Here is a 22,377-nt window from a genome sequence, read left to right as displayed (position 1 = left end):
TCGTTTAGGCTGGTAATATTTCATTCTGAGCGGAGCAAAAGACCTTACCACGTATGTGCGGTTAGTTCCGATGTCATAAGGTACTTCGCTCCACCCAGAATGACAATTATACTCGCAACGTACACACGAACAACCGTTTATCCATATGTTTAAACAAATGAATAAACTACAAAACGCCTTTCGTGCTGGGGATTTCCATGCGGCCGGCGTCGCGCACCAGAGCCATTTTGATAGACTTGGCTACGGCCTTGAAAATGGCTTCGATCTTGTGATGCTCGTTCTGCCCCTCGGCTTTAATGTTGAGGTTGCAGCGGGCGGCGTCGGAGAAGCTCTTGAAGAAATGGTAAAACATTTCGCAGGGCATATCCCCTACTTTCTCGCGCTTGAACTCGGCGTCCCACACAATCCAGGGGCGGCCCGAGAAGTCGATGGCGGCCTGAGCCAGCACGTCGTCCATGGGCAGCAGAAAGCCGTAACGGGCCAGGCCGCGCTTGTCGCCGAGGGCCTGAGTGAAGGCTTCGCCCAGGGCAATGGCCGTGTCCTCAATAGTGTGGTGCTCGTCGATGTGCAGGTCGCCCTGTACGGTGATTTTCATATCCACGCCCGAGTGCTTGCTAAGCTGGTCGAGCATGTGGTCGAAAAAGCCCAGGCCGGTGTGCATCTCGGGGCGGCCGTTGCCGTCGAGGTTCAGCTCGATGCGGATTTTAGTTTCGTTCGTGTCGCGTTGTACCACGGCGGTGCGGGCGGGCAGCCGCAGAAACTGGTATATTTTTTCCCAGCTCATGGTGGTCAGCGCGGCGCGCTCGTCGCCCTCCCCTTCCGGCTTTAGCAGGATGGACTGGCAGCCCAGATTCTGGGCCAGCTCCACGTCGGTCAGCCGGTCACCGATGACGAAGGAATTTTCCAAGTCATAGCCGCTTCCCTCGCTCAGGTACTGGGTAAGCATGCCGGTGCCAGGCTTGCGGGTGGGCAGGTTCTCGTGGGGGAAGCTCCGGTCGATGTGCTCGCGCACGAACTCCACTCCTTCCGAGCGCAGCACGTCGAGCATCATATTGTGCGCCGGCCAGAAGGTATCCTCCGGGAAGCTCTCGGTGCCGAGACCGTCCTGGTTGCTCACCAGCACCAGCTCGTAGTCCAGCTCGCGGGCAATGCGCGCCAGACCGGTGATGGCGCCGGGCACAAACTGAAATTTTTCCCGCGTCAGCGCGTCCACCTGGAAATCCGTCGGCGGCTCGATGAGAATGGTCCCGTCGCGGTCAATGAAGAGTACTTTTTTCATGGAGAGAAAACATGCCGTGAGTACACTGTGCTCTGCGGCTTGACAAACAAAAAGAAAGGTGCAGCCCTTAGTCGGCCGCAGGTAATAGGCTGCGAATGAAACTCGCGTAAGCGTCGCCCAATGGTAGTTCTGTATTTAGCGAGAGCCGGCGACGTATTGTCTGTACTGGCTCTTGCGTGTATGGATTATATCCGTCTTTCCGGTAATCCTCCCAATACACACCTAGCCCCCGTTTTTGCCAGGCTGGCAAGTCATTATAGTTAATACCGTTTGCAAACAGCAAGTCGTGCTTGGTAGCGGTGCGTTGGCCTTTCACTTGGGCCGTGGCCTCCGCTACGGTGCGGCCCTGTTTGCGCAGCAGCCAGTAACAATGGGCATTCAGCGAGTTGCGGGCCGCGTCTTCCTGTCGCCACCGGAAATAGTCAACTACATCATCACGCCGGGGTAGTTGGGAGATCCGGCAGTCAAAAACGCCAACATCACCTAGCAGCAAGGAAAACTTTGCGGAAGCTTCGCCAGCCAGCACCGAGGTATACTTGCGCAGCTTGCGCCCGAATGAATCTTCAGTAGGATGCAGCAAGAGAGAAATTTCGTCGCTCTGCGTATAACCGTACACCATTCGGAAGCCGCATTCCAGCAAATGCCGGGTGGTTTCGGCCATGTAGTCGCGCATGCGCACATCGAAGGGAGCTTCAAACGTATGTACTTCCTTGGTTAGCCGGGTGAAGCCCCGCCCATCCAAACGTGCCACCAGGTAGAGGCCGGGCAGCGCGCAGTGGTCGTGGGCGGTTTCAAACACGCGCATCCGCGCGTCGAGGTCGTCAAATTTCATCTTGCCAAGTGGTCACGTCAAATTCCTGATTACCGAGGGCCCGCACAAAGTACAACTGGTCAAATCCTTCGGCGCGAGTGGGCAACTCCAACCGGTTACGGGTAGCCCGAATACCCTTATCGGGTATCTGTCGCTCCGGCGGACGCTGCTGGTTGCGCACCAGGGCCTCCGCCGCCACCGACTGAAAGAAATAGCCAACTACCTCAAACCCCGCCGCCCGAGCCGCCGCCAGATATACGGCCCGCTCAGCCTGTGTAGGGTTGGTGTTATCTATCACGCAGCGTTGCTGGGTTTCCAGGCACAACTCCAGCAACCGCCGTTCCCGGTGGCGCGTGCGCAGCAGGTCCATGCTGATGCGCACGTGCGTATGGAAAAACCGCTGTTGGTAAAACGTCGATTTTCCGGTGGCCTGAATTCCGCAGAACAGCACGAGTTGCATGATAGCACCACTAACTTGGCGTTGAGAAATTATGCGTCGAACTCCTGCAGAGCCTGGAGCAGCAGTTCGTTCTCGGCGGGGGTGCCCACGGTGAGGCGGAGCGTACCGGCGCAGCCGGGCTGGGTAGTGCGGTTGCGCACGATGATGCCCCGGGCTACCAGGAAATCGTACACGGCCGTGGCGTCGGGGTGGAAACGGACCAGCAGGAAGTTGGCATCTGAGGGGAACACCTCCGCCACGATGGGCAGCGCGGGCAGGCGCTCGGCCAGCCAGTCGCGGCCTACCAGCAACTGCTGGCGCAGCGCCTCAAACCGGTCGGCGTCGCGCAGGGCCTGTAATGCAAAGCGCTGCGTGGCCTCCGACACGTTGTAGGGCGGCTTGATTTTGTTGAGGTAGCCGATGATTTCCGGCGAGGCGAAGGCCATACCCAGGCGCAGGCCAGCCAGGCCCCAGGCTTTAGAGAAGGTTTGCAGCACCACCAGGTTGGGGAATTCGGCCAGGCGGGTGGTCCAGCTGGGGGCAGCGGCGAAATCGGCGTAGGCCTCATCTACTATCACCAGCCCGCGGAAACCGCGCAGAATTTCCTCGATGGCTTCGGCGTGAAGCAGGTTGCCGGTGGGGTTATTGGGCGAGCAGAGCCACACGATTTTGGCATCCGACGCCAGCACGCCGGCCACGATTTCGGGCGAGAGCTGGAAGTCGGGCGTTAGCTGCTGGCGCTCCACGCGCACATCATTCAGGTTGGCGGCCACCTCGTACATGCCGTAGGTGGGCGGCAGGATGAGCAGGCTGTCGTGGCCGGGCACGCAGGTGAGGCGCACCAGCAGGTCGATGGCTTCATCGGAGCCGTTACCGAGGAAAATCTGCTCGGGGCGCACGGCTTTGAGCTGGGCCAGCTCCTGCTTCACAGCGCGCTGCAGCGGGTCGGGGTAGCGGTTGAAATGGTCGGGGCCGGCGCTGCCGAGGCTGTTCTCGTTGGCGTCGAGCATGACCTGGGCCTCGCCCTGGAATTCGTCGCGGGCCGACGAGTAGGGCTTCATGCCCCGGATGTTGGGGCGTACGAGGCTATCAAGGTTGAACATCGGTTGGTTCTTATTGTCATCCTGAGCGAAGCGAAGGACCTTATCACGTCTGGGTTACTACCGAACGTCTGGTTCTGACGTGATAAGGTCCTTCGCTTCGCTCAGGATGACAGGTTATTTATATCTGTTTCTACTCCTCCCCACCGGCCAGGGCTTCCAGGCGGAGGGTCACGGCGCGAGCGTGGGCACGGAGGCCTTCGGCTTCGGCCATGGTTTCTACTACGGGGCCCACGTTAAGCAGCCCTTCGGGGGTGAGGCGCTGGAAGGTGATTTTCTTCAGGAACGAATCCAGCGACACGCCGCTGTAGTTGCGGGCGTAGCCGTTGGTGGGCAGCGTGTGGTTAGTACCCGAGGCGTAGTCGCCCACGGCTTCCGGGGTGAGATGGCCCAGAAACACGGAGCCGGCGTTGGTGACGCCTTCGGCTAGCTGCTCGGGGTTGCGTACGGCCAGAATCAGGTGCTCGGGCGCGTACTGGTTCGAGAAGTACAGCATTTCCTCCGGCGTGCGCAGCAGAATGGCGCGGCTTTCGGTGAGGGCCTGGGCGGCCACCTCGGCCCGGGGCAGCTCGCGCAGCTGGCGTTCCACCTCGGCTTTGGTCTGCTCCAGCATCGACAGGGAGTCGGACAGCAGAATCACCTGGGAGTCGGGGCCGTGCTCGGCCTGGCTGAGCAGGTCGGCGGCCACGAAGGCCGGCGTGGCCGATTCGTCGGCAATAACCAGCACCTCGGAGGGGCCGGCCGGCATGTCAATGGCCACGCCGTAGCGGGTTGCCAGCTGCTTGGCGGCCGTCACGTAGCGGTTACCGGGCCCGAAAATCTTGTCCACGGCCGGCACCGAGTCGGTACCGCCGCTCAGCGCGGCCACGGCCTGGGCCCCACCGGCTTTCACGATGGTGGTAATGCCCAGCAGCTCAGCCGTGAACAGGATGATGGGGTTCACCGAGCCGTCTTTCTGAGGCGGAGTGCACAGCACGATTTCAGGGCAGCCGGCCAGGCGGGCGGGTACGCCCAGCATCAGCAGGGTGCTAAACAGCGGCGCGGTGCCGCCCGGAATGTAGAGGCCCACGCGCTGCACGGGCACCGCCCGCCGCCAGCACATCACGCCCGGCATGGTTTCCACCCGCTCCTCCTGCGGAATTTGCGCCTGGTGAAACCGCAGAATATTGGCGTGCGCCTGCCGGATGGCCGTTTGCAGCTCGGCCGGCACCTGGGCCGCGGCGGCAGCCAGCTCCTCGGGCCCCACGCGCAGGCCGCCCGCGAGGTCGGCCCCGTCGAACTGCCGGGCGTAGTCGAGCAGGGCCGCGTCGCCGCGCTGGCGCACGTCGTCGAAAATCTGCTGCACGCGCTGCTCCACGTCCTGAGCCTCCTGTTGCAAGGCCCGCTGCTGTAGTGCCGCCCACTCAGCCTGTACCGGATATTGAAAGATGTTCATTATTTAGCTGTTAGCTGATGGCTGTTAGCTGTTAGCTTATCAGCGCCGCATCCTGAACGGACGCTAACAGCCAACAGCTAGTAGCTAACAGCCATGAATTAGCTGATCATTTTCTCAATTGGCAGTACCAAGATGCCTTCGGCGCCGACGGCTTTGAGTTGGCTGGTGATGTGCCAGAAGTCGTCCTCGTTCACCACCGACTGCACCGACACCCACCCCTCCTCAGCCAGCCTGGTTACCGTCGGCGACTTGATGCCGGGCAGCAGGGCCTTCACCGCATCCAAGGCCGCTACGGGGGCGTTGAGCACGATATACTTGTTGCGACGGGCCCGGCGTACGGCCTGCATCCGGAACTGTAGCTGCTCCAGCAGTTCGCGTTTTTCTTCGCTCAGGCTCTGGTTGGCAATCAGCACGGCTTCCGAGCGAAACACGGTTTCTACTTCACGCAGACCGTTGCCCAGCAGCGTGGAGCCGCTGCTCACGATGTCACAAATGGCCTCGGCCAGCCCAATACTGGGGGCAATTTCCACCGAGCCGCTGATGGTATGCAAGTTGGCTTTCACGCCCCGCTCCCGCAGGTACTGGCCCAGAATTTCGGGGTACGAAGTAGCAATGTTCTTGCCCTGCAGATCCTGCACCGAATCGTAGGCGGCGGCGCGGGGCACGGCCAGGCTCAGGCGGCACTTGCTGAAGCCCAGGCCCTCAATTTCCAGCTGGGGCAGGCCGGCTTCCACCAGCACGTTCTGGCCCACAATACCCAGGTCGGCCACACCATCCTGCACGTAGCCGGGAATATCGTCGTCGCGCAGGTACAGAATTTCGAGAGGGAAATTGGTGGCTTCGGTTTTGAGCTTGTAGGAAGAGCTGAGGAAGCTGATGCCGCACTCCCGAATCAGGTTCAGGGAGTCTTCGCTGAGGCGGCCCGATTTCTGGATGGCCAGACGGAGCATATGTCGTTTTGATTAATAAGGAGGGACTAGCAGTGGCGAGCTGGCTGGAGCAGCCGAGGCGTTACTGGAGTTCCGGATGAGTTTCGGGGAGAACGGGGAAGCAGACCCTTGCGTTGGAAAAAGGCCAAAAGTTGGCCGGGCCACCTGGTTTTGGGGGCCGGGGAACCAAGTGCGGTTCGCCCAACGGGGTCAATATGATGCGTGCATTCCTCTAGAAAGAGGAATGATGCCCGTGGTGATGGTAGTGCTTCGTCTCAAACGCGCGCAGCCCGGCCAGGCGACCTGCCGGAGCGGCAGCCGGGTGGCTTGTGGGGCACAGAAATAGCGCGGAGAACACCATCGGAGACTTCAAAAGATAGGGCAAAGGTAGGAGGCAATCCGTAGGATGAAAATTTTCCGCGGAAAAAGTTAGCCGAAAGCTAGAACTTTGTGGTTTAGCTGCCCTCATAACCAGCATTCTGGCACCATTGTTTCGGTAGTCAGGTTCCTAGTGCCCTACTTTCCGCTTTCCTCTTCCTAGTGCAACTGCTTATGAATTCGATAAAACGCGTTGGTATTTGTGTGTGGCTTGGCCTGTGCAGCGCGGCTTCGTTGGCGCAGGCACAAACCACTCCTGCTACCACGCCTGCTCCTACTACCGCTCCAACCAGCACACCAGAACCCGCCACGCCTATTCCGGCGGCTACGCCCGCTCCTACCGCCCCCGCTGCGGCAGCTCCGTCTACCGCTACTCCTGCAGCGGGCGCCAGCATGGCTCCTACCAACTCGGTGCAGTTGCCCGTGCCCCAAGCCAGCCCCCATGCCCAGGTAATGCAAACCGTGGGACTTACTGAAATTTCCGTTGACTACCATTCGCCGGCGGTGCGGGGCCGCAACGTGTGGGGCGGGCTGGTTCCGTACGACCAAGTATGGCGGGCCGGAGCTAACGAGAATACTATTATCACCTTCTCCACGCCGGTGCTCCTGAAACAGCAGCTGCTGCCCGCCGGGCGCTACTCCTACTATGTGGTGCCGCACCAGGACCGGGACTGGGAACTGGTGTTGAACAAAGTGACGACACACTGGGGCAACGAGGGCTACGACCAGCGCGACGATATTATCCGGGTGCCCGTGATGCCCGAAACCGCGCCCTTCCACGAAAACCTCACCTACTGGTTTTCCGACATCAAGCCCACGGGGGCGCACCTGAACCTTACTTGGGAAAAGCGCACCCTCATGCTTCCCGTAGAAACCGAGGTACATAAGCAAGTAATGGCCGGAATCGACCAAGTGCTGCAGCAGCAGCCCAGCGACTGGCAGCTGCTGGCCCAGGCCGCCGACTACCTGGTGCAGAACAACATTCAGCCGGAGCGGGCCCTGGCTTATATTAATGAGTCGTTGAAACTGCAGGATGCCGCCAGCAATAACTGGATAAAGGCCCGGTTACTGGCCCAGCAGCAGGATTTCGGGACGGCCATTGTGTACGCCCGCAAGGCCATCAAGCTCGGCGACAAGGAAGATGCCGCGTTTAAGTCGCAGCTCCCTAACATGCGTATTGCCCTCACCGAGTGGCAGGCCAAAGCCTATTGAGCATACGCCAGCCAGGCACCCAGAAATAGCCAACGCGCTGTCGACTCACTTAGATGTCGGCAGCGCGTTGGCTTTCTTTGTGACTATGGATGCATTCATAGCCCGCTGCCACGCCATTTTTCCTCTGCCTGCTGCCTTGGAGGCGGCCCTGCGCCAGCGGGTGAGCCGTGAAACCGCCCCCGCCCGCGCATTTTTGCTGCAGCCCGGTCAAACGGCTCAGAAGCTGTACTTTCTGGAAAGCGGCCTAATACGGGCTTTCTACCTGAAAGACGGAAAGGAAATTACGGCGTGGTTTATGCCTGAGGGCAATTTTGTAGCGGCCATCCTGAGCTTCTTCGCCCGCCAGCCTTCCCACGAATACGTGCAGGCACTCGAGGACTGCGTGCTGTGGTCCATCACGCACGCGCAGCTTCAGGAGCTTTACCAGCAGTTTCCGGAATTTAATTACGTGGGCCGGGTGCTTACGGAGCAGTATTATGTGCTCAGCGAGCAGCGCGCCCTGCACTTACGCATGCTGTCGGCGGCAGAGCGGTACGAGTTGCTGCTACAGGCGTTTCCGACGGTAGCGCAACGGGTACCTTTGAAACTCTTAGCCTCCCACCTGGGCTTGACGCCGGAAACGCTCAGCCGCCTGCGCGCCCGTCGTTCTTGAATAGTAGCTTCCCGATCAGTTACCAAATCAAAACACCCGGCCAAATGTATGACCGGGTGTTCTACATTTCAGATACTGTAGTGATTAAAACCGGGCAATGACGCGCAGATTTACCAGCCGGCGGGAGAGGAAGTTGGGTACTGAGTAGGTTACGCCGTTCAGGTCCTGAATGTAATTGTAGCCGGCCAGGTTGTCGGCCCCCAGCACGTTCAGCACTTCCAGGCTCATCCAGAGGCTGCGCAGCTGCACGGTGCGCCCCTGCTGCTCCTCGGTTGCCGTGCGCAGGCTTAGCACTTTGGTGAAGCCCAGGTCAGCGCGCTTGTAGCTGCGGGTAAGCTTGCTGGTCCCGCGCAAGTCGGGCAAATCGGGTGGGCTAAAGGGCAGGCCCGTGCCGAATACCAGGTTCACGTAGCCTTTCACCGAGGGGTTACCGGGCAGGTTATCCTGCAGGAACACGCCCAGGTTCAGCCGTTGGTCGGTTGGCCGGCGGATGTAGCCCTTGGGTACTCGGCCGGTGAGGTTGCCAGCGTTGTCAAACGTGTTGATGGAGTCGCCGGCCAGGTTTTCGCGGGTGGTCAGCACACCCAGGCTAAACCACGACTCAGTACCGGGAATAAACTCCCCGCTCACGCGGGCATCCACACCAGCGGCGTACGCGCGGGCTTCGTTTTTGGCGAAGTAGCGCAGCCGCACGTTATCGATGTCGTAGGGCACCACATCGGTGAGATACTTGTAATACGCCTCGCCGGTAAAGCGGAACGGACGGCCCCATTGGGTGAAGCGCAGCTCATTGCCCACAATAAAATGCAGGGAGCGTTGCGCCCGTAATTCAAGATTTAAGTTCCCCTGCTGGCTTTGCGGGGCACCGGTCTGGTAGCGCAATTCCCGGTAAAATGGCGGCTGATGGTACACGCCCACCGCCGCTTTCCACGACAAACGCGGATTACGGGCGCTGGTAAAAGCATACTGCACCCGGGGGCTGAACGTGGTTTGCCGGTTTACCGTCCAGTAGCTGGCCCGCGCCCCGTACGTGAGAGTACGTAGCGAATCGAAGCGGATGGTGTGCTGCACGTACCCTTGGGTGCGGGAGCTTTCCAGGTTCAGGTTGGATAGCAACCGGGTACGGCGGGCCTCCGGCACAAAGTCGGCGGAATCTACGAAACTGTACTCATTGAGCACATCCTCAATTCGCTCCCGACCCGTTTTCAGCCCCCAGCGCACCGTATTCCGGTCGCCGGGCGTCCAGGTGCCGCGGGTTTCCAGGGTGGCAATGCGGGCCGTGAGGTTATTGCGGGAGTTCTGAAACCTACTACCGATTCCGCGCCGGTTAATGTCGTTTCCGTAGTCGGGCGAGCTTGGGTCCCGGTTAATTTCGGCAATGCTGTAGGCGGCTTCCACATCCCGGTACTCAAACTCCCGGGAGTAGAGCAGCCCGCCCAGCAGCTCCAGACGCAGGTTGCGGCCCACATCGTGGTGCAGGCGCAGCCCGCCCTGGTACATATCGTACTGCATCCGCTCGTGCCCGTCGTAGCCGATGTACAGGCGCGAGAGTTGGTTGGTACCGGTGCTGAACGTGCTCTGCCCACTTTCCGGATTGAAGCGAAAATCGTTGTGGGCAAAGGTGTTGAAAATGCTCAACCCCGTGCGCTCCATGTTCTCTTTCGGGCCCAGATTCAGGGTAACCAGGCTCTGCCCGTCGTAGAACGTGGGGTTGTAGCGGCCCTGCTGCTGCTGCAGGGAGTTGAACACGTAGGTAGCGTTTTTGTAACGCACCCCGGCCAGGTAGCTCACGCGCCGGTTGGGAGAGGCCGCCTCCACGTGCGCTGTGCCGCCTACCAGGCTGGCCGTGGCCGAAGCCCCGAATTTGCCCGGCTGTTTGTATTGGATATCCAGCACGGAGGAGAGCTTATCCCCGTATTTGGGCTGCCAGCCCCCGGTCGAAAACTCTATCCGGCTCACTAGGTCGGGGTTCACAAAGCTCAGGCCCTCCTGCTGTGCAGCCGTCACCAGAAACGGCCGGTACACCTCAAAGCCGTTCACGTACACGAGGTTTTCCTCATAGTTGCCGCCCCGCACCGAGTACGTACTAGTTAGCTCGTTAGTGGTGCTCACCCCAGGCAGGGTTTTGACGATGGCCGAAAAATCACCGAAGGGCGAGGGAATTTCCTTGGCCGTGCGGGGTTCCAATTGCAGCATGCTCACCTGCTCCCGGGTATCGGCCGCGTCGGAGCGGCCGCGCACCGTTACGTTGCCCAGTGCCCGGCTATCTTCCTGCATCGTTAGGGTAAGCTCCCGCTGGCTGCCCAGGTCCAGGGAGATGCGCTCGGTGCGGTAGCCCAGCCGCCGGATTACCAGCACGGGCAATTTGCTGCCTAATGGGCGTACTACGTTTAGGGCAAACCGGCCTTTGTCGTCGGTACTGGTGCCGCCAGGCATGCCTTCCACCCCTACCGCCACCTGCTCCAGCGGCTGGCCGGCCGCATCGCGCACGGTGCCCGTGATGAGCACCCGGGCAGCCTGCTGCGCCTGCACGCTGGCCGGCACAACAGCCGGCGCGGCAGCCACCAACAGCAGCCGCAGGTACAGCACCGAGTGGGCGCGGAAACATCCTGCCATTCGTGCCGGATTAAGAAAGCTCCTCATTGCCGACTACCACGGCCAGCTGCCGGCGCATTTCGGCCAGCGTGGCTACGGGGTCGGGCGAGTTGAATACGAAGGAGCCCGCTACCAGAGCGTCAGCGCCGGCTTCCACCAAAGCTCCCGCGTTGTCCAGGGTCACGCCGCCATCAATTTCAATCAGGGCCTGCGAGCCGCAGTCTATCAGCAGTTCCTTTAGCGCAGCCACTTTGCGCAGGGTATTCGGGATGAAGGCCTGGCCCCCAAACCCTGGGTTTACGGACATAATCAGTACCAGGTCCAGGTCGGCGGCTACATCCTCCAGCACGCTCACCGGCGTGTGCGGGTTCAGGGCCACGCCGGCCCGGCAGCCCAGTTGCTTGATCTGCTGCACCACGCGGTGCAAATGCGGGCAGGCTTCGTAGTGCACTGTGATGTTGGCCGCCCCAGCGTCGCGGAAGGCGCTGAGGTAGTGCTGGGGCTCCTCAATCATCAGGTGCACATCAATGGGCTGCTGGCAATGGCGGTGCACGGCCTGCAGTACGGGAATTCCGAAGGAAATATTGGGCACGAAGCGCCCGTCCATCACGTCAAAATGCAGCCAGTCGGCGGCGGAGCCAGCCAGCCGCTCCATTTCAGATTGCAGATTGCCAAAATCAGCGGCGAGAAGTGAGGGGGCCAGCAGCGGCGCCATTCGACGTTGTGGATTCATAGCGCGAAAGTAACTGAATAGCCGAGGATAGTAACACGGAAAGCCTGGGAAAAGCGGCCCGCACCTAACGAAAAGGCCGTTTAACGTAGTATGCCAGCAAACCGAAAACCCGGCACCATTTCGTGGCACCGGGTTTTCAGTTTGGTAAAGCACAACTATCTGCGGGGCTACTTTACCGCGGGTTCTTTTTCCCAGGCCCGCCAGTCCAGCTTGCCGTCTTCGGTTTTGCGCAGGAAATAGGTGTTATCATCATCCGCTCGCTTTCCGAAGGTCACGTCAGCCCGGCAATCCAGGCATTTGAGGCTGGTGTATTTGAACTTGTCCTTCGCCACGCGGCTGGTCAGGTCCAGATTGTCGGAGCCGCAAATCCCACACTTGGCCACGTCCGGAAAGCTGAGCCGGTCGTACTCGGCTACTACTTCGTGAAAGTTATTCCCCTGAACGGTGAAGTGAAACTGGCGCTTGCCCAGGCGCTTGGTTACCATCATTTGCAGCATATTCAAACGTATTTAAGTGAATGCAAAACCAGGATTAGAAGCCGGTTTCTGCCCGGCTAAAATCTGCTACAATTTACTAATATTTTTCGCAAATACACACCCAACATTGTTAGCAAAGCAATAAAAAAAGCAGCTCATGACTGGCTGCTTTTTTTACTGAGTTGTTACGTTGTCTAGAGCTTCACAAACCGCACGACACGCTGCTCGCGCCCGTTACCAATGTGGCAGGTATACACGCCCTTGGTAAGTACTCCCGGGCGCAGGCGCACGGCCGCGGCTGAGGTGGGCGCAATGCGTTGTTCTGAAACCAGCGCCCCGCGGCTGTCATAAATCCGCACCTGCAACGGCACCGATTGGTAATTGACGGCCAAGTGCAGGTACAGTTCGTCGTCTTTGGTGGGGTTTGGGTAAATCAGCAAATCCTGCCGCGGCGCGGGCGGGGCCGCGGCCAGTGGTCCGTTGGGATTGGCTAGGTTGTAAGCCCGCACAAAGTTGGGAATTCCGTAGCCGATGTCGTCGTTGGGGGCGGCCGCCCGAGTGCCGGAGCGCTGCATGAAGCTGATGACCTGCTGGGCCGTGAGCGTGGGGTTGGCCTGCCAAAAGCCCGCTACCATACCCGCCGTTACGGGGCAGGCGTAGGAAGTGCCGTTCCCACGCGATACCACCCCGGATGACGTTACATAGGCCGTTTGTACCCCCATGGCGCTGACGTTGGGCTTGATGCGGCCATCGGCCGTGGGCCCGCGGGAGCTGAAGCCCGCCACCACAGCCAGCGAATCGGTAGCGCCCACCGTCAGAATGGAGTCGGCGTCGGCGGGGGCTGTAATGTAGCGCCAGCTGCCGCTGCCTTCGTTGCCAGCCGCACTTACTACCACCATCCCCACACGGGCCGCCACGGTTGCCGCGCGCGTGGAGAGGGCCGTGCGGCCATTCATGTTGGCGTAGGTGTAGTCAATCGAGGGGTAATCAAAGGTGCTGTACCCCAGCGAAGAGCTAATCACATCTACTCCGGCGGAATCGGCTTTTTCGGCGGCAATCAGCCAGTTTGCCTCTTCAATAGGATGTTCGGTAGGAAAACCCTGCGCATCCGCCGCTTCCTCGGTAATGTATAACCGGAAGGTTGCCTTAGGCGCCGTACCGATGTAAGATCCTTCCTGATTGCCGCCGATGATAGACAGGCAGTGCGTGCCGTGGTTGTTACGCGTGAACACTTGCATGTTCTTATCAACCACGTTGAACGTGCTGGCCAGCCGCTGCTCCGTAAAAATGGAAGCGAAGGGCGAGGCCGTATTCACGCCCGGAAAGCCGGCGTCAAATACGGCAATCTGCATTCCCTCTCCCCGATAGCCGGCGTCGTGCATTTGCACCGCACCCACCATCTGGGCCTGGGTGTAGGCCTTGCCATACTGGCTGCGGGTGCCCCGCTCCAGCACCTGCGTGCCCTCAGCATCGTCCCCTTTTGCTCTGCGTTTGCCTGGCAGGCCCCGGTTCAGGGTTTGGGCGGAGCGCACGCAGGGCAGCGCCTGTACCTTCTGCAACGTGGCCGAGTCGCAGGCGATGATGGCGGCGTTGAACCACCGGGACGTGTACCACAACTGCGCCCCAGGCACAGCCTTTACCTGCTGCACGTACGCCGGCGAAACCGGCAAATCCCGGGGCAGTACGGCAATATTCTGCCGTTGCCGACGCTGAATGGCCCGGGCCGAAAGGAAAGCCTGCGGGTTAGCTACAGTGAACGGAGTACCCGCCTTGTCCTTGAAGTATATCAGGTGCTTGCGGACGGTGGCAGTGGTTTTGGCGGAAGAAGCAGGCGTAACCTGCTGAGCTCCGGCCGTAAAGGCCAAGAGAAGTGCGGTGGCGCTGAAGCCGGCGGTTAGCAAAGGGCGCGTAAGGGTCATTCGAAACAGGATTGACGTGCCGGAAGATACAACGCTATCCGGAAAATTCACAGTTTCCGGCCTTAAACCCGGATTGGTAACCTGCTCCAAAAGCAACGCCCCAGTCCGGACAACAATTCCGGACCGGGGCGTAAAGGCACTAGCCTCAAAAGGCTCACTACTTACCGTTTTCGATGAGCACCTCGCTCCGCGACTGGCCTTGTTGCCGAATGGTTGGGTTACACCCAACCGCGTCACAATAGCTAAGCAGGCGCCGGCGCACCCGGTAAACCGGACCCACGTTCGGGGCAAACGTGGTACGCAGAACGGTGTAATACGCCGCATTAACGTCCGCCGCAACGTCGTTGATGGTAGTTACCGTGTTGTCGTAGGAATAGGTTATACCATTGCTGGTGATGCTAAACGGCTGCCCTACGTTGCGGTAGAATCGGTTTTGGGCGATAATCGTGTCCTGGGCATTATAGGCATTGATGTTCCACTCTTTGCCTTCCCGCACCGGAAATACCAGCTCCACCGAGCGACGGTTGTTGCGTTGCTCCGTCAGGTACTGCTGCCCCACCGTCACCGTCACTACCGAATCGACGGCCCAGGCATCGGCGGGGGTACTGCGGCGGGAGCGCACCACGCGGTACACCGGCTGGCCCGTGGCGTCGGGGCTAAGTTCGGCGGCTACCTGCTCCCGGAACTGGAAGCGGCTAGCGGTGGGCACGTTGTTGCGCCACGTGGTGTCGGCCACGTCATAAATACGGTAGGCACCCACTTCCAGCGGATAATATTCTGGGCCGGGGTTGGGCAGCACTTCCGTTTCGTTGCGGCAGCCAGCTACGCTAGCGCCGAGTAGTGTGGCGGCCAGTACCCACCGCACCGGGTGTAGTGAGAAGGAAGGATATATCTGTTTCATATCGGTGAATTCACTGCCTGAAAGTACACTTCCTTTGGCAACTTCCGGTTTCGTCCGTTTGAACGGGGCCGGGCCCTGCTCAGTTCCGTAGGGTACTCTTCATTCTTCTGAACGCAGAAAAGCCGGCTTTCTGCTGTCAGAAAACCGGCTTCCCTGCATTATTATCCACTGGCTAGCCCACCGTCACTGCTTCGGAGGGCTCGGGAATTTCGCCGATGGTGTGACGCTCAATCCAGCCCCCGCCCAACACGTCCTGCCCTTCGTAGAATACGGCCGCCTGCCCGGGCGTTACGGCGTGCACGGCCTCCTCGAAGTACACGTACACTTTGTCGCCGCGCTGTTCCAGAAAGGCCGGGGAGCCGTCGTGGTTGTAGCGGATTTTGGTGATGCTGGGCACCAGGCCGAGGCCTTCCAGGGAGGCATATTTGCCCATGTTCAGCTTGCCTACTACCGTGCGGGTGCTGGCCAGCTCCTCAAAATTGCCCAGCACCACGCGGTTGGTGTCAGGGTCGATGGCCGTGACGTAGGCGGGGAAGCCCAGCGCCACGCCCAGCCCTTTGCGCTGGCCGATAGTGTAGAACGGGTAGCCCTCGTGCTTGCCCACCACCGTGCCGTCGCGCAGCACAAACTCGCCCCCGGCCACGCGCTCCTCCAGGCCCGGCACCCGGCGGCGCAGGAACCCGCGGTAGTCGTTGTCGGGGATAAAGCAGATTTCGTAGCTCTCGGGCTTGTTCACCAATTCCGTGAAGCCCCGTTGCCGGGCAAAATCGTAGATGGCCGTTTTGCGCAGCTGCCCCAACGGGAACAGCGTGCGGGCCAGGCTTTCCTGCGTTACGCCCCACAGGGCATAGCTCTGGTCTTTGTTGTCGTCGAGGCCTTTGCTGATGACATAGCGGCCATTTTCGTGGCGCACCTGGGCGTAGTGGCCAGTGGCAATAAACTCGCAGCCCAGTTGGTCAGCACGGCGCAGCAGGGCATCCCACTTAATGTGGGTATTGCAGAGCACGCAGGGGTTGGGCGTGCGGCCCGCCAGATATTCCTCGGTGAAGTTGCTGATGACAAAGTCGCCAAACTCGTCCCGAATATCGATGATGTAGTGCGGGAAGCCCAGCTCCACGGCAATCTGGCGGGCGTCGTTGATGCTGTCGAGGGAGCAGCAGCCGGTTTCCTTTTTGCTGCCGCCCGCCGAGGCGTAATCCCAGGTTTTCATAGTCATGCCCACCACTTCATACCCTTGCTCGTGCAGCAGCACGGCTGCCACGGAGCTGTCGATGCCGCCGCTCATAGCGACGAGCACCCGTCCTTTCGTTGTATTCATACGTGAATCAAATTGCGCCCGAAGCGTGAAAGGTTCCGGCCGAATGGGCAAAGATACGAAAGAGTGAATGGGACAATGGTTGAATGGGAGAATGACTGAATATTCAGGGTGGCTGGGATTTTTATTCTCGCATTCCTCCATTCAGCCATTCCTCCATTCTCCCATTCAACGATTTCCCGCAGAAGTCCCGAATATTGCAGCCGCAACCGTGCCCCAACCCGGCCGGTTGCTTTTCACTTCGTTATTCCTCCCCCAGTTTAGTATATGGCTTTGCTTCTTCCCGTGATGGTGCGCGGCATCAACAACCTTTCGGATGCCCGCTACTGCGCCGGTATGGGCGCTGACTCCCTCACGTTTCGCCTCGACCCAGCCTTTGCCGATTACCTGACGCCCCAGGCCGTACAGGAACTCAGCGGCTGGGTGGCCGGCGTGCAGCTGATTGGCGAATTCGACACGCTGCCCATCGAGGATATTAATGCGCTGGTACAGCAGTGCGGGTTGCACGCCGTGCTGCTGCACCGCCGCCGCCCCGCCGATGAGCTGGCCCAACTGACGGTGCCGGCCTTGAAGCTCACCTCGTGGATTCCGGACATGATGCCCGAGGATGTGGAATTGCGCTTCCGGGAGCAGGCCCCGCACTACCAGGGTTTTGTGCTGGCCACGCCTCCTTCGCCCCTGCCCAACGCGGCGGCCATGCTTCGTCTCACGGAGCAAACCCGCCAGTACACTATTTGGCTGGGTGCTGGCTTTGCCGCTGACTCGGTGCGCGCATTGGCGGAAACCGTGCGCCCGGCCGGGTTAGTGCTGCAGGGCGGCGACGAAATCAAGCCTGGCCTGCGCGACTTCGACGAAATGGAAGCCGTATTTGAGCAGCTCGAAATCGAGTAAGCTCACTCTCATCGTTCAAAGCGAAATGCCCGTTACTGCAGCAGTAACGGGCATTTCGCTTTATGACACTTCACTGCTCACTCAGGCCATTACGGTGAGCAGCTGCAAAAATGGCTCCGTCAGATGTTGGGGCCCTTCCAGCGTTATCGTTTGCCGGGCCTCCGCCGGTGGAAGGCTCTTGGTAAACAACCGCCACGCCACGGCGGGCGGCAACGCAACGGAGGCAGTAGCCGGCACTTCGGATGAGTGCCCAAGCTGCCAACCGGCCGTAGTGCGCAGCAATTCCCAGCGGCCCTGCCCGGGTACCGTGAGGCGGACTACGGCCCCAGCCGGAGCCTCCACGGCACGATACTGAAAAGGCCAGGCCTGCAAACTGGTTTCCAGGAAAGGCCGGTACAACTCGGGGTTCAACAACGGTTGCTCCTGCCCCACAGCCTGCCGGATCTGCTGCTGGTGATGCCACTTTTCGGTGTACTCGCGGGCCACGTGGAAGTGATTGGTGGAGTGCTCTTGCCCGGCCCAGGCCACGGCAAAGGTGGCCGGGGCAGCCGGGTCCAGAGTGTGCAGAAACGCAGTATACTCCCGCCCGGCCAGCGCCAACAACTCCAGCAACAGCGCGGGGCTCAGTCGGCGGCCTACTGCCACCCAGCTGTTGTTTAGCTGATTTAGGTACGTCACTACATCAGCATAGCCACCGCTGGCCGGGCCCGAATCGGCAAAATGACCGTCGCGCAACATGGATAAACTGCGCAAACTGCCATCCAGGAGGTGCAGCGCCACGTCCTGCACCGTCCAGCCTGGGACCAGCGTAGGCCGCTGCCAGTCGGCCGCCGATAGGCCTCGCAGTACGTTCAGTAACAGGTCGTCGAGCACCGGGAAAAGCGGCAGTGTTTGCGGAACAGGGACTGGTAGCATAAGAGTCGGGCTTAGGCGTCAAGTATAGCCAAAACGGCGCGACCTGCAGTGGCCGCGCCGTTTTGGTTTGGTAAAAGTTATTAGACCGAGGCTTAGCTCACCCGAAACTGCAGGTACTTGATGGGCACTCCTACAGAGCGGTATTTCCGCTCGAAGGTGGTCTGGATATCCTCGGCGTGGGGCAGTAGCTCGGGCGTGGCGTACAGGTCTTTGGTGTGGGCTACTACGGTGGCACCGGGGCGCTGCTGCACGGTTTCCAGCGAGTAATCAAACAGGTCCTCGTTATCCGTTTTGAGGTGGATAAGGCCGCCGGGCCGCAGAATCTGCTGGTACAGATCCAGGAAGCGCGGGGCCGTGAGGCGGCGCTTGATGTCCCGGTCGCGGGGGCGCGGGTCGGGGAAGGTAATCCAGATTTCGTGCAGTTCGCCGGGGGCGAAATGGGTGAGCAGGTCGTGGGCGCGGGTGCGGATGAACCCCACGTTTTTCAGACCCAGCGCCTCGGCCCGAGTGCTGCCCCGCCAGATTCTCTCGCCCTTGATATCCAAGCCCAGGAAGTTGCGCTCCGGGTACCGTTCGGCCAAGCCCACGGTGTACTCGCCTTTGCCGCAGCCTACCTCCAGGGTAATCGGATTGGGGTTATGAAAGAACTCCTCGTGCCAGCGCCCGCCGAGCTGCTGATACATGGCTTTGCCAGGTTCTACTACATCGGGCCGTTCGGCATTCTCGGCAAAGCGCTTCAGTTTTACGCGACTCACTGGGTTGGTTTTTCGTTAGTTGTTTTTGGTTGTTCGTTGCCCGATTTCAGTAGCCAGCCGCTGTGGCAGCGTTCTGCCACCAACGAAAAACGAACCACCAAAAACGAACAACGGCTTTACAGCTCTTCAATCTCCGCCACCACAAAGGTACTGCCCCCGATGAAGACCACATCATCGGGCTGGGCGGCGGCCCGGGCTGCGGCCACGGCGTGGGGCACGGGGCCGTGCACTGCTCCGGACAAGCCCGCCGCCGCAGCTTTGGCGGCCAGTTCATCAGCCGGCAGGGCCCTTGGAATATTGGCCTGACAGAAGTAGTAAGTAGCCTCCTGGGGCAACAGGCTGAGCATCTTGCTCACGTCCTTGTCCTGCACCACGCCCAGCACGAAATGCAGCCTGCGGTACGGCAGCCGCGCCAGCTGCCCGGTAATGAAGCGGATACCGGCCTCGTTGTGGCCCGTGTCGCAGACTACCAGCGGGCGGCGCCCCAGTATCGTCCAGCGGCCCCGGAAGCCGGTGAGCTGGCTCACCTCGCGCAAGCCGCGGCGCAGGGCCTCCTCGCTGATGTGGTAGCCCTGGCGGCGCAGTTCTTCCACGGTAGCCAGCACGCCGGGCAGGTTCAGGCGCTGGTAGTCGCCTACCAGGCCCAGCTCCAGGTTATCGAGGTACGCCTCCTCATTGCGTAACGCCAATAGTAGCTGGGTGGCATCATCGGGGGCGGGCTCACGCCGCAGCTCGGCGCGGTAGTGGGCATCGGCGAAGAGCAGCGGGGCACCTTCGGCTTCGGCTTTCAGCCGGAATACCTCGGCCACTTCGGGCTGGGTCTGGCTGATGATGGCCGGTACGCCGGGCTTGATAATGCCGGCTTTTTCGGCCGCAATCTGCGGCAGTGTATCCCCCAGCAGGTTCTGGTGGTCGAGGCTGATGTTGGTGATGAGCGACACCATCGGCCGGATAATATTGGTGGAGTCCAAGCGTCCCCCCAGGCCTACTTCCACCACGGCCACGTCTACCTGCAGCTCGGCAAAATAGTCGAAGGCCAGGGCCACGCACATCTCAAAAAACGAGGGCTGCACCTCATCGAACAACCCGCGCCACTTTTCTACCCACTGCACCAGGTAGTCGGGGTCCAGGTCCTGGCCGTTGACTTTGATGCGCTCCGTAAACTCCTTGAGGTGGGGCGAGGTGTACAAGCCCACTTTATAGCCAGCAGCCTGCAGCACGGCAGCCAGCAGGTTGGAAGAACTGCCCTTCCCGTTGGTACCGGCCACGTGCACGCAGCGCAGCCGCCGCTCGGGGTTGCCCATGGCCGCGGCCAGTTCCTCCGTGCGCTGCAGTCCTGGCTTATACCCCGCTTCCCCCACCCGCTGAAACATGGGCAGCTGCTGGTAAAGAAAGTCGAGGGTTTGCTGGTAAGTCATAGAAGCGCTGGGCAGGTGGACCGCAAAGGTAGCGGACTTGCGAAACTGCATCCACCGCCACGTAAAAAGCAAAAGCGCCACTCCATTGCTGAAGTGGCGCTTTTGCTTTTTATGTGTCTACTACTGTACTGCTACTCGGAAAGTAATAAATCCTGTAGCGCCCCCTTCTGCGGAGCTTGTCCGACGGAATTCCGCATTTTCTAACGCGTCCCGGAACAGCTTTTCTTGAGCAGGCGACACATTGCCTGATACTTTGTTGATGGACTCAATTTCTCCATCCGCATTGATTTTGATTTTAAAGCGGACGAAGCCAGGGTTGTTGTCAATCGGCGGCGCATTGGGCTTACGTGCAAATGCCCAACCGGCCATTTCCAGGCCGCCGCTGCCGGGACTGGTGCCACGGCCGCCGCTGCCCGGCTCACCGGAGTAGGCTGTGCCGTTGTAGGTGCCGCGTGGGTCGCCCTTGTCGCCCACGGTGCCGGGGTTGTCGCCGTTGTTGTTGCCGGTGGGTGCGTTGCTGGTGCCGTTTACCCCGTTACCGCCCCCATCGGCGCGGTTAGCCCGGGGCGTGAATACGGCGCGCTGGTCCACCTTGGGCTTGGGCGGCTCGGCCTTCACCACCTCTTTTACGGGGGCTGGTTTCTCTACCGGCGGCACCGTTACGGGGCTTTCCTCGGCCTCACTGGTTACTACCCGCTCCTCGCTGGGTGGCGTGGGGTCGGGTTGGGCGGCGGGCTGGGGCGGTGTAGGGTCGGGCTGGGAAGCCGGCGGACGGCTGTCTTCCCGGTTCTGCGACTCGTTGGCCGGGGCCTGGCTCTGGATGTCGCCGGAGCCGACTTCATCCACGCCGTAGTTCAGCTCTACCCCGTCGCCCCCAAGGGTTTCCAAGGGCGGGTCGGGGCCTTTGAAAACGGTGAAGATGAACAGCGCGGCCAGGGCAGCGTGTACTACCACGGTACCAATTAGCGCCTCCCGCCGATGTTCTTCCCGATAGTCAGTTGCCATGATGCTAGTAGTTCGGAGGCGGCGGCTGGGATAGCCGAGGCCCATGCAGTTAAACAGTGCGCCCCGCTCCGAAAAACGGCAGACGGGGCGCGGTCCTTATTCTCAAACGGCCAAATGGCCGCTCCTGGTTCAGTGAGTTTCAGGCTACTTGCCGGACGCTTGTTGCGCCTGCGTGGCCATCACCATCTTTATTTTTAGCCTATTGCCGATTTCGAGGATGTCCACCAGCTTCTGCACGTTCAGCGAGGCATCCACCCGCAGTACAGCCGTCGGGCTTTCCAGGCCCTGCACCCGGCGCTGCAGCTCCGGCTCCAGCTGGTCCGGGGTAATGGGCTGCCGGTCGATGAAGTAGCTGCCGGAGGCATCCACGGAAACGGTGATGGGCTGCTTCATGGCCTGTTTGCCCGAGCGGGCGTTGGGCAGCATGAGCTTGATAACGTTGGGGTTCACCATCGTCGATACAATCAGGAAGAACAGCATCAGGAAGAACATGATGTCGTTCATCGAGCTGGTCTCGACGTGGGAAGAAAGCTTACGACGCCGGCTTAAATCCATTGCGTGAATGAGTAAATGAGTGAATGAGTGAATGTTGAAAGAGTGTCCGAGAAGTTACCTCACTCATTCACTCACATACTCATTCGCTAATTATCCTGAAGAATGTCCATGAACTCGATGGCCGAGTTTTCCATGCGGAACACCATGCGCTCCACCATGATGCTGAGCCAGTGGTAGCCGATGTGGGCAATAATACCCACAATCAGGCCAGCCGCCGACGTCACCATTTTGGTGTACAGACCGCCCGAAATCTGGGCAATGCCAAAGTCGCCGGTGGAGCTGATGGCGTAGAAAATTTTAATTACCCCGATGATGGTACCCACGAAACCGAGCATGGGCGCAATACCCGCCACGATGCCCAGCACGTTGATGTTCTTCTCGAGGCGGGCAATTTCAATTTTGCCCACGTTTTCCACGCTGGTTTCGATTTCCTTGAGCGGCAGGCCAATCCGGCGGATACCTTTCTCAATCATGCGAGCCAGCGGCGTAGAGTTCTGCGCGCACAGCATTTTAGCGCCCTGCAGGTCGCCTTTCACCATCAGGTTCCGGATACCGGGCATGAACGACTCCGGCACCGCTCCGGCTTTGCGGATGGTGATGTAGCGCTCAATGATGATGTAAATGGAGATAAACGAGAGCAGGAACAGCGGCACCATAATCCAGC

General features: G+C 60.2%; 21 protein-coding genes. 3 read left to right on the top strand and 18 right to left on the bottom strand.

Annotated elements, in window-relative coordinates:
- Window positions 1-166: 166 nt before the first annotated feature.
- The 6 genes from hisB to hisG form a co-directional block, all read right to left on the bottom strand.
- A complete protein-coding gene (hisB, locus tag LF252_RS06380) occupies window positions 167-1,279 on the bottom strand; it encodes a bifunctional histidinol-phosphatase/imidazoleglycerol-phosphate dehydratase HisB (RefSeq protein ID WP_226268741.1) in 1,113 nt (370 codons plus the stop codon).
- 67 nt (window positions 1,280-1,346) lie between these two features.
- Window positions 1,347-2,111 carry a tRNA(His) guanylyltransferase Thg1 family protein gene (locus LF252_RS06375; protein WP_226268740.1) on the bottom strand — a complete coding sequence of 255 codons (765 nt, stop codon included), beginning with the start codon at window positions 2,109-2,111 and terminating at the stop codon, window positions 1,347-1,349.
- Complete coding sequence (locus tag LF252_RS06370) at window positions 2,101-2,550, bottom strand: AAA family ATPase (protein WP_226268739.1); 450 nt, start codon at window positions 2,548-2,550, stop codon at window positions 2,101-2,103. The genes LF252_RS06375 and LF252_RS06370 overlap by 11 nt, the downstream gene beginning before the upstream one ends.
- A gap of 29 nt (window positions 2,551-2,579) precedes the next feature.
- Window positions 2,580-3,632, bottom strand: a complete 1,053-nt coding sequence (gene hisC / locus LF252_RS06365; RefSeq protein WP_226268738.1) for a histidinol-phosphate transaminase — start codon at window positions 3,630-3,632, stop codon at window positions 2,580-2,582.
- 130 nt (window positions 3,633-3,762) lie between these two features.
- The gene (gene hisD, locus LF252_RS06360; RefSeq protein WP_226268737.1) at window positions 3,763-5,064 is read right to left on the bottom strand and encodes a histidinol dehydrogenase; all 1,302 of its coding nucleotides are present in this window, start codon (window positions 5,062-5,064) and stop codon (window positions 3,763-3,765) included.
- A gap of 98 nt (window positions 5,065-5,162) precedes the next feature.
- Window positions 5,163-6,014, bottom strand: a complete 852-nt coding sequence (hisG, locus tag LF252_RS06355; protein WP_226268736.1) for an ATP phosphoribosyltransferase — start codon at window positions 6,012-6,014, stop codon at window positions 5,163-5,165.
- A gap of 531 nt (window positions 6,015-6,545) precedes the next feature.
- Between hisG and LF252_RS06350 the strand changes: the two genes are divergently transcribed.
- The gene (locus tag LF252_RS06350) at window positions 6,546-7,583 is read left to right on the top strand and encodes a DUF2911 domain-containing protein (RefSeq protein WP_226268735.1); all 1,038 of its coding nucleotides are present in this window, start codon (window positions 6,546-6,548) and stop codon (window positions 7,581-7,583) included.
- Window positions 7,584-7,668: 85 nt separating this feature from the next.
- A complete protein-coding gene (locus tag LF252_RS06345; RefSeq protein ID WP_226268734.1) occupies window positions 7,669-8,235 on the top strand; it encodes a Crp/Fnr family transcriptional regulator in 567 nt (188 codons plus the stop codon).
- 84 nt (window positions 8,236-8,319) lie between these two features.
- Here the strand turns inward: LF252_RS06345 and LF252_RS06340 are convergent, their stop codons facing one another.
- The 6 genes from LF252_RS06340 to mnmA all read right to left on the bottom strand — a co-directional run bounded on the left by LF252_RS06340 (window position 8,320) and on the right by mnmA (window position 16,177).
- Window positions 8,320-10,851: a TonB-dependent receptor gene (locus LF252_RS06340; protein WP_226268733.1), complete on the bottom strand. Its 2,532-nt coding sequence runs from the start codon at window positions 10,849-10,851 to the stop codon at window positions 8,320-8,322.
- Window positions 10,852-10,861: 10 nt separating this feature from the next.
- Window positions 10,862-11,563, bottom strand: a complete 702-nt coding sequence (gene rpe / locus LF252_RS06335; protein WP_394370398.1) for a ribulose-phosphate 3-epimerase — start codon at window positions 11,561-11,563, stop codon at window positions 10,862-10,864.
- A 167-nt stretch (window positions 11,564-11,730) separates the two neighbouring features.
- Entirely contained in the window at window positions 11,731-12,060 is a 330-nt protein-coding gene (locus LF252_RS06330; RefSeq protein ID WP_226268732.1) for a hypothetical protein, read from the bottom strand.
- A gap of 173 nt (window positions 12,061-12,233) precedes the next feature.
- Complete coding sequence (locus tag LF252_RS06325; protein ID WP_226268731.1) at window positions 12,234-13,958, bottom strand: S8 family serine peptidase; 1,725 nt, start codon at window positions 13,956-13,958, stop codon at window positions 12,234-12,236.
- 157 nt (window positions 13,959-14,115) lie between these two features.
- Complete coding sequence (locus LF252_RS06320; RefSeq protein ID WP_226268730.1) at window positions 14,116-14,859, bottom strand: hypothetical protein; 744 nt, start codon at window positions 14,857-14,859, stop codon at window positions 14,116-14,118.
- A 172-nt stretch (window positions 14,860-15,031) separates the two neighbouring features.
- Window positions 15,032-16,177 carry a tRNA 2-thiouridine(34) synthase MnmA gene (gene mnmA / locus LF252_RS06315; RefSeq protein ID WP_226268729.1) on the bottom strand — a complete coding sequence of 382 codons (1,146 nt, stop codon included), beginning with the start codon at window positions 16,175-16,177 and terminating at the stop codon, window positions 15,032-15,034.
- A gap of 264 nt (window positions 16,178-16,441) precedes the next feature.
- Between mnmA and trpF the strand changes: the two genes are divergently transcribed.
- Window positions 16,442-17,065, top strand: a complete 624-nt coding sequence (trpF, locus tag LF252_RS06310) for a phosphoribosylanthranilate isomerase (protein ID WP_226268728.1) — start codon at window positions 16,442-16,444, stop codon at window positions 17,063-17,065.
- Window positions 17,066-17,146: 81 nt separating this feature from the next.
- On the opposite strand, the gene LF252_RS06305 is transcribed toward trpF, so the two are convergent.
- From LF252_RS06305 to LF252_RS06280, 6 genes are all read right to left on the bottom strand, one after another.
- Window positions 17,147-17,980: a maleylpyruvate isomerase N-terminal domain-containing protein gene (locus LF252_RS06305; protein WP_226268727.1), complete on the bottom strand. Its 834-nt coding sequence runs from the start codon at window positions 17,978-17,980 to the stop codon at window positions 17,147-17,149.
- Window positions 17,981-18,072: 92 nt separating this feature from the next.
- On the bottom strand, window positions 18,073-18,735 hold the full coding sequence (gene trmB / locus LF252_RS06300) for a tRNA (guanosine(46)-N7)-methyltransferase TrmB (RefSeq protein ID WP_226268726.1): 663 nt from the start codon (window positions 18,733-18,735) through the stop codon (window positions 18,073-18,075).
- A 116-nt stretch (window positions 18,736-18,851) separates the two neighbouring features.
- Window positions 18,852-20,153: a bifunctional folylpolyglutamate synthase/dihydrofolate synthase gene (locus tag LF252_RS06295; RefSeq protein ID WP_226268725.1), complete on the bottom strand. Its 1,302-nt coding sequence runs from the start codon at window positions 20,151-20,153 to the stop codon at window positions 18,852-18,854.
- Window positions 20,154-20,273: 120 nt separating this feature from the next.
- Complete coding sequence (locus LF252_RS06290) at window positions 20,274-21,158, bottom strand: hypothetical protein (RefSeq protein ID WP_226268724.1); 885 nt, start codon at window positions 21,156-21,158, stop codon at window positions 20,274-20,276.
- A gap of 144 nt (window positions 21,159-21,302) precedes the next feature.
- Window positions 21,303-21,713 carry an ExbD/TolR family protein gene (locus LF252_RS06285; RefSeq protein ID WP_226268723.1) on the bottom strand — a complete coding sequence of 137 codons (411 nt, stop codon included), beginning with the start codon at window positions 21,711-21,713 and terminating at the stop codon, window positions 21,303-21,305.
- Window positions 21,714-21,799: 86 nt separating this feature from the next.
- The coding region (locus tag LF252_RS06280; protein ID WP_226268722.1) for a MotA/TolQ/ExbB proton channel family protein at window positions 21,800-22,377 on the bottom strand (578 nt) is incomplete at its 5' end.

It is taken from the genome of Hymenobacter pini, from assembly GCF_020421205.1.
In the GTDB taxonomy this organism is placed as follows: domain Bacteria; phylum Bacteroidota; class Bacteroidia; order Cytophagales; family Hymenobacteraceae; genus Hymenobacter; species Hymenobacter pini.
The sequence above is the reverse complement of the archived record's forward strand: the minus strand, read 5'-3'. Positions and strand labels throughout refer to the sequence as shown.

Bases quoted from the DNA above. Each gene is read 5' to 3' on its own strand.
- LF252_RS06285 (WP_226268723.1), bottom strand. From the start codon at position 21,713: ATGGATTTAAGCCGGCGTCGTAAGCTTTCTTCCCACGTCGAGACCAGC.
- LF252_RS06295 (WP_226268725.1), bottom strand. From the start codon at position 20,153: ATGACTTACCAGCAAACCCTCGACTTTCTTTACCAGCAGCTGCCCATG.
- LF252_RS06325 (WP_226268731.1), bottom strand. From the start codon at position 13,958: ATGACCCTTACGCGCCCTTTGCTAACCGCCGGCTTCAGCGCCACCGCA.
- LF252_RS06375 (WP_226268740.1), bottom strand. From the start codon at position 2,111: ATGAAATTTGACGACCTCGACGCGCGGATGCGCGTGTTTGAAACCGCC.
- hisC (WP_226268738.1), bottom strand. From the start codon at position 3,632: ATGTTCAACCTTGATAGCCTCGTACGCCCCAACATCCGGGGCATGAAG.
- LF252_RS06345 (WP_226268734.1), top strand. From the start codon at position 7,669: ATGGATGCATTCATAGCCCGCTGCCACGCCATTTTTCCTCTGCCTGCT.
- trpF (WP_226268728.1), top strand. From the start codon at position 16,442: ATGGCTTTGCTTCTTCCCGTGATGGTGCGCGGCATCAACAACCTTTCG.
- LF252_RS06330 (WP_226268732.1), bottom strand. From the start codon at position 12,060: ATGCTGCAAATGATGGTAACCAAGCGCCTGGGCAAGCGCCAGTTTCAC.
- LF252_RS06340 (WP_226268733.1), bottom strand. From the start codon at position 10,851: ATGGCAGGATGTTTCCGCGCCCACTCGGTGCTGTACCTGCGGCTGCTG.
- hisD (WP_226268737.1), bottom strand. From the start codon at position 5,064: ATGAACATCTTTCAATATCCGGTACAGGCTGAGTGGGCGGCACTACAG.
- LF252_RS06370 (WP_226268739.1), bottom strand. From the start codon at position 2,550: ATGCAACTCGTGCTGTTCTGCGGAATTCAGGCCACCGGAAAATCGACG.
- hisG (WP_226268736.1), bottom strand. From the start codon at position 6,014: ATGCTCCGTCTGGCCATCCAGAAATCGGGCCGCCTCAGCGAAGACTCC.
- LF252_RS06305 (WP_226268727.1), bottom strand. From the start codon at position 17,980: ATGCTACCAGTCCCTGTTCCGCAAACACTGCCGCTTTTCCCGGTGCTC.
- LF252_RS06290 (WP_226268724.1), bottom strand. From the start codon at position 21,158: ATGGCAACTGACTATCGGGAAGAACATCGGCGGGAGGCGCTAATTGGT.
- rpe (WP_394370398.1), bottom strand. From the start codon at position 11,563: ATGAATCCACAACGTCGAATGGCGCCGCTGCTGGCCCCCTCACTTCTC.
- LF252_RS06320 (WP_226268730.1), bottom strand. From the start codon at position 14,859: ATGAAACAGATATATCCTTCCTTCTCACTACACCCGGTGCGGTGGGTA.
- hisB (WP_226268741.1), bottom strand. From the start codon at position 1,279: ATGAAAAAAGTACTCTTCATTGACCGCGACGGGACCATTCTCATCGAG.
- LF252_RS06350 (WP_226268735.1), top strand. From the start codon at position 6,546: ATGAATTCGATAAAACGCGTTGGTATTTGTGTGTGGCTTGGCCTGTGC.
- mnmA (WP_226268729.1), bottom strand. From the start codon at position 16,177: ATGAATACAACGAAAGGACGGGTGCTCGTCGCTATGAGCGGCGGCATC.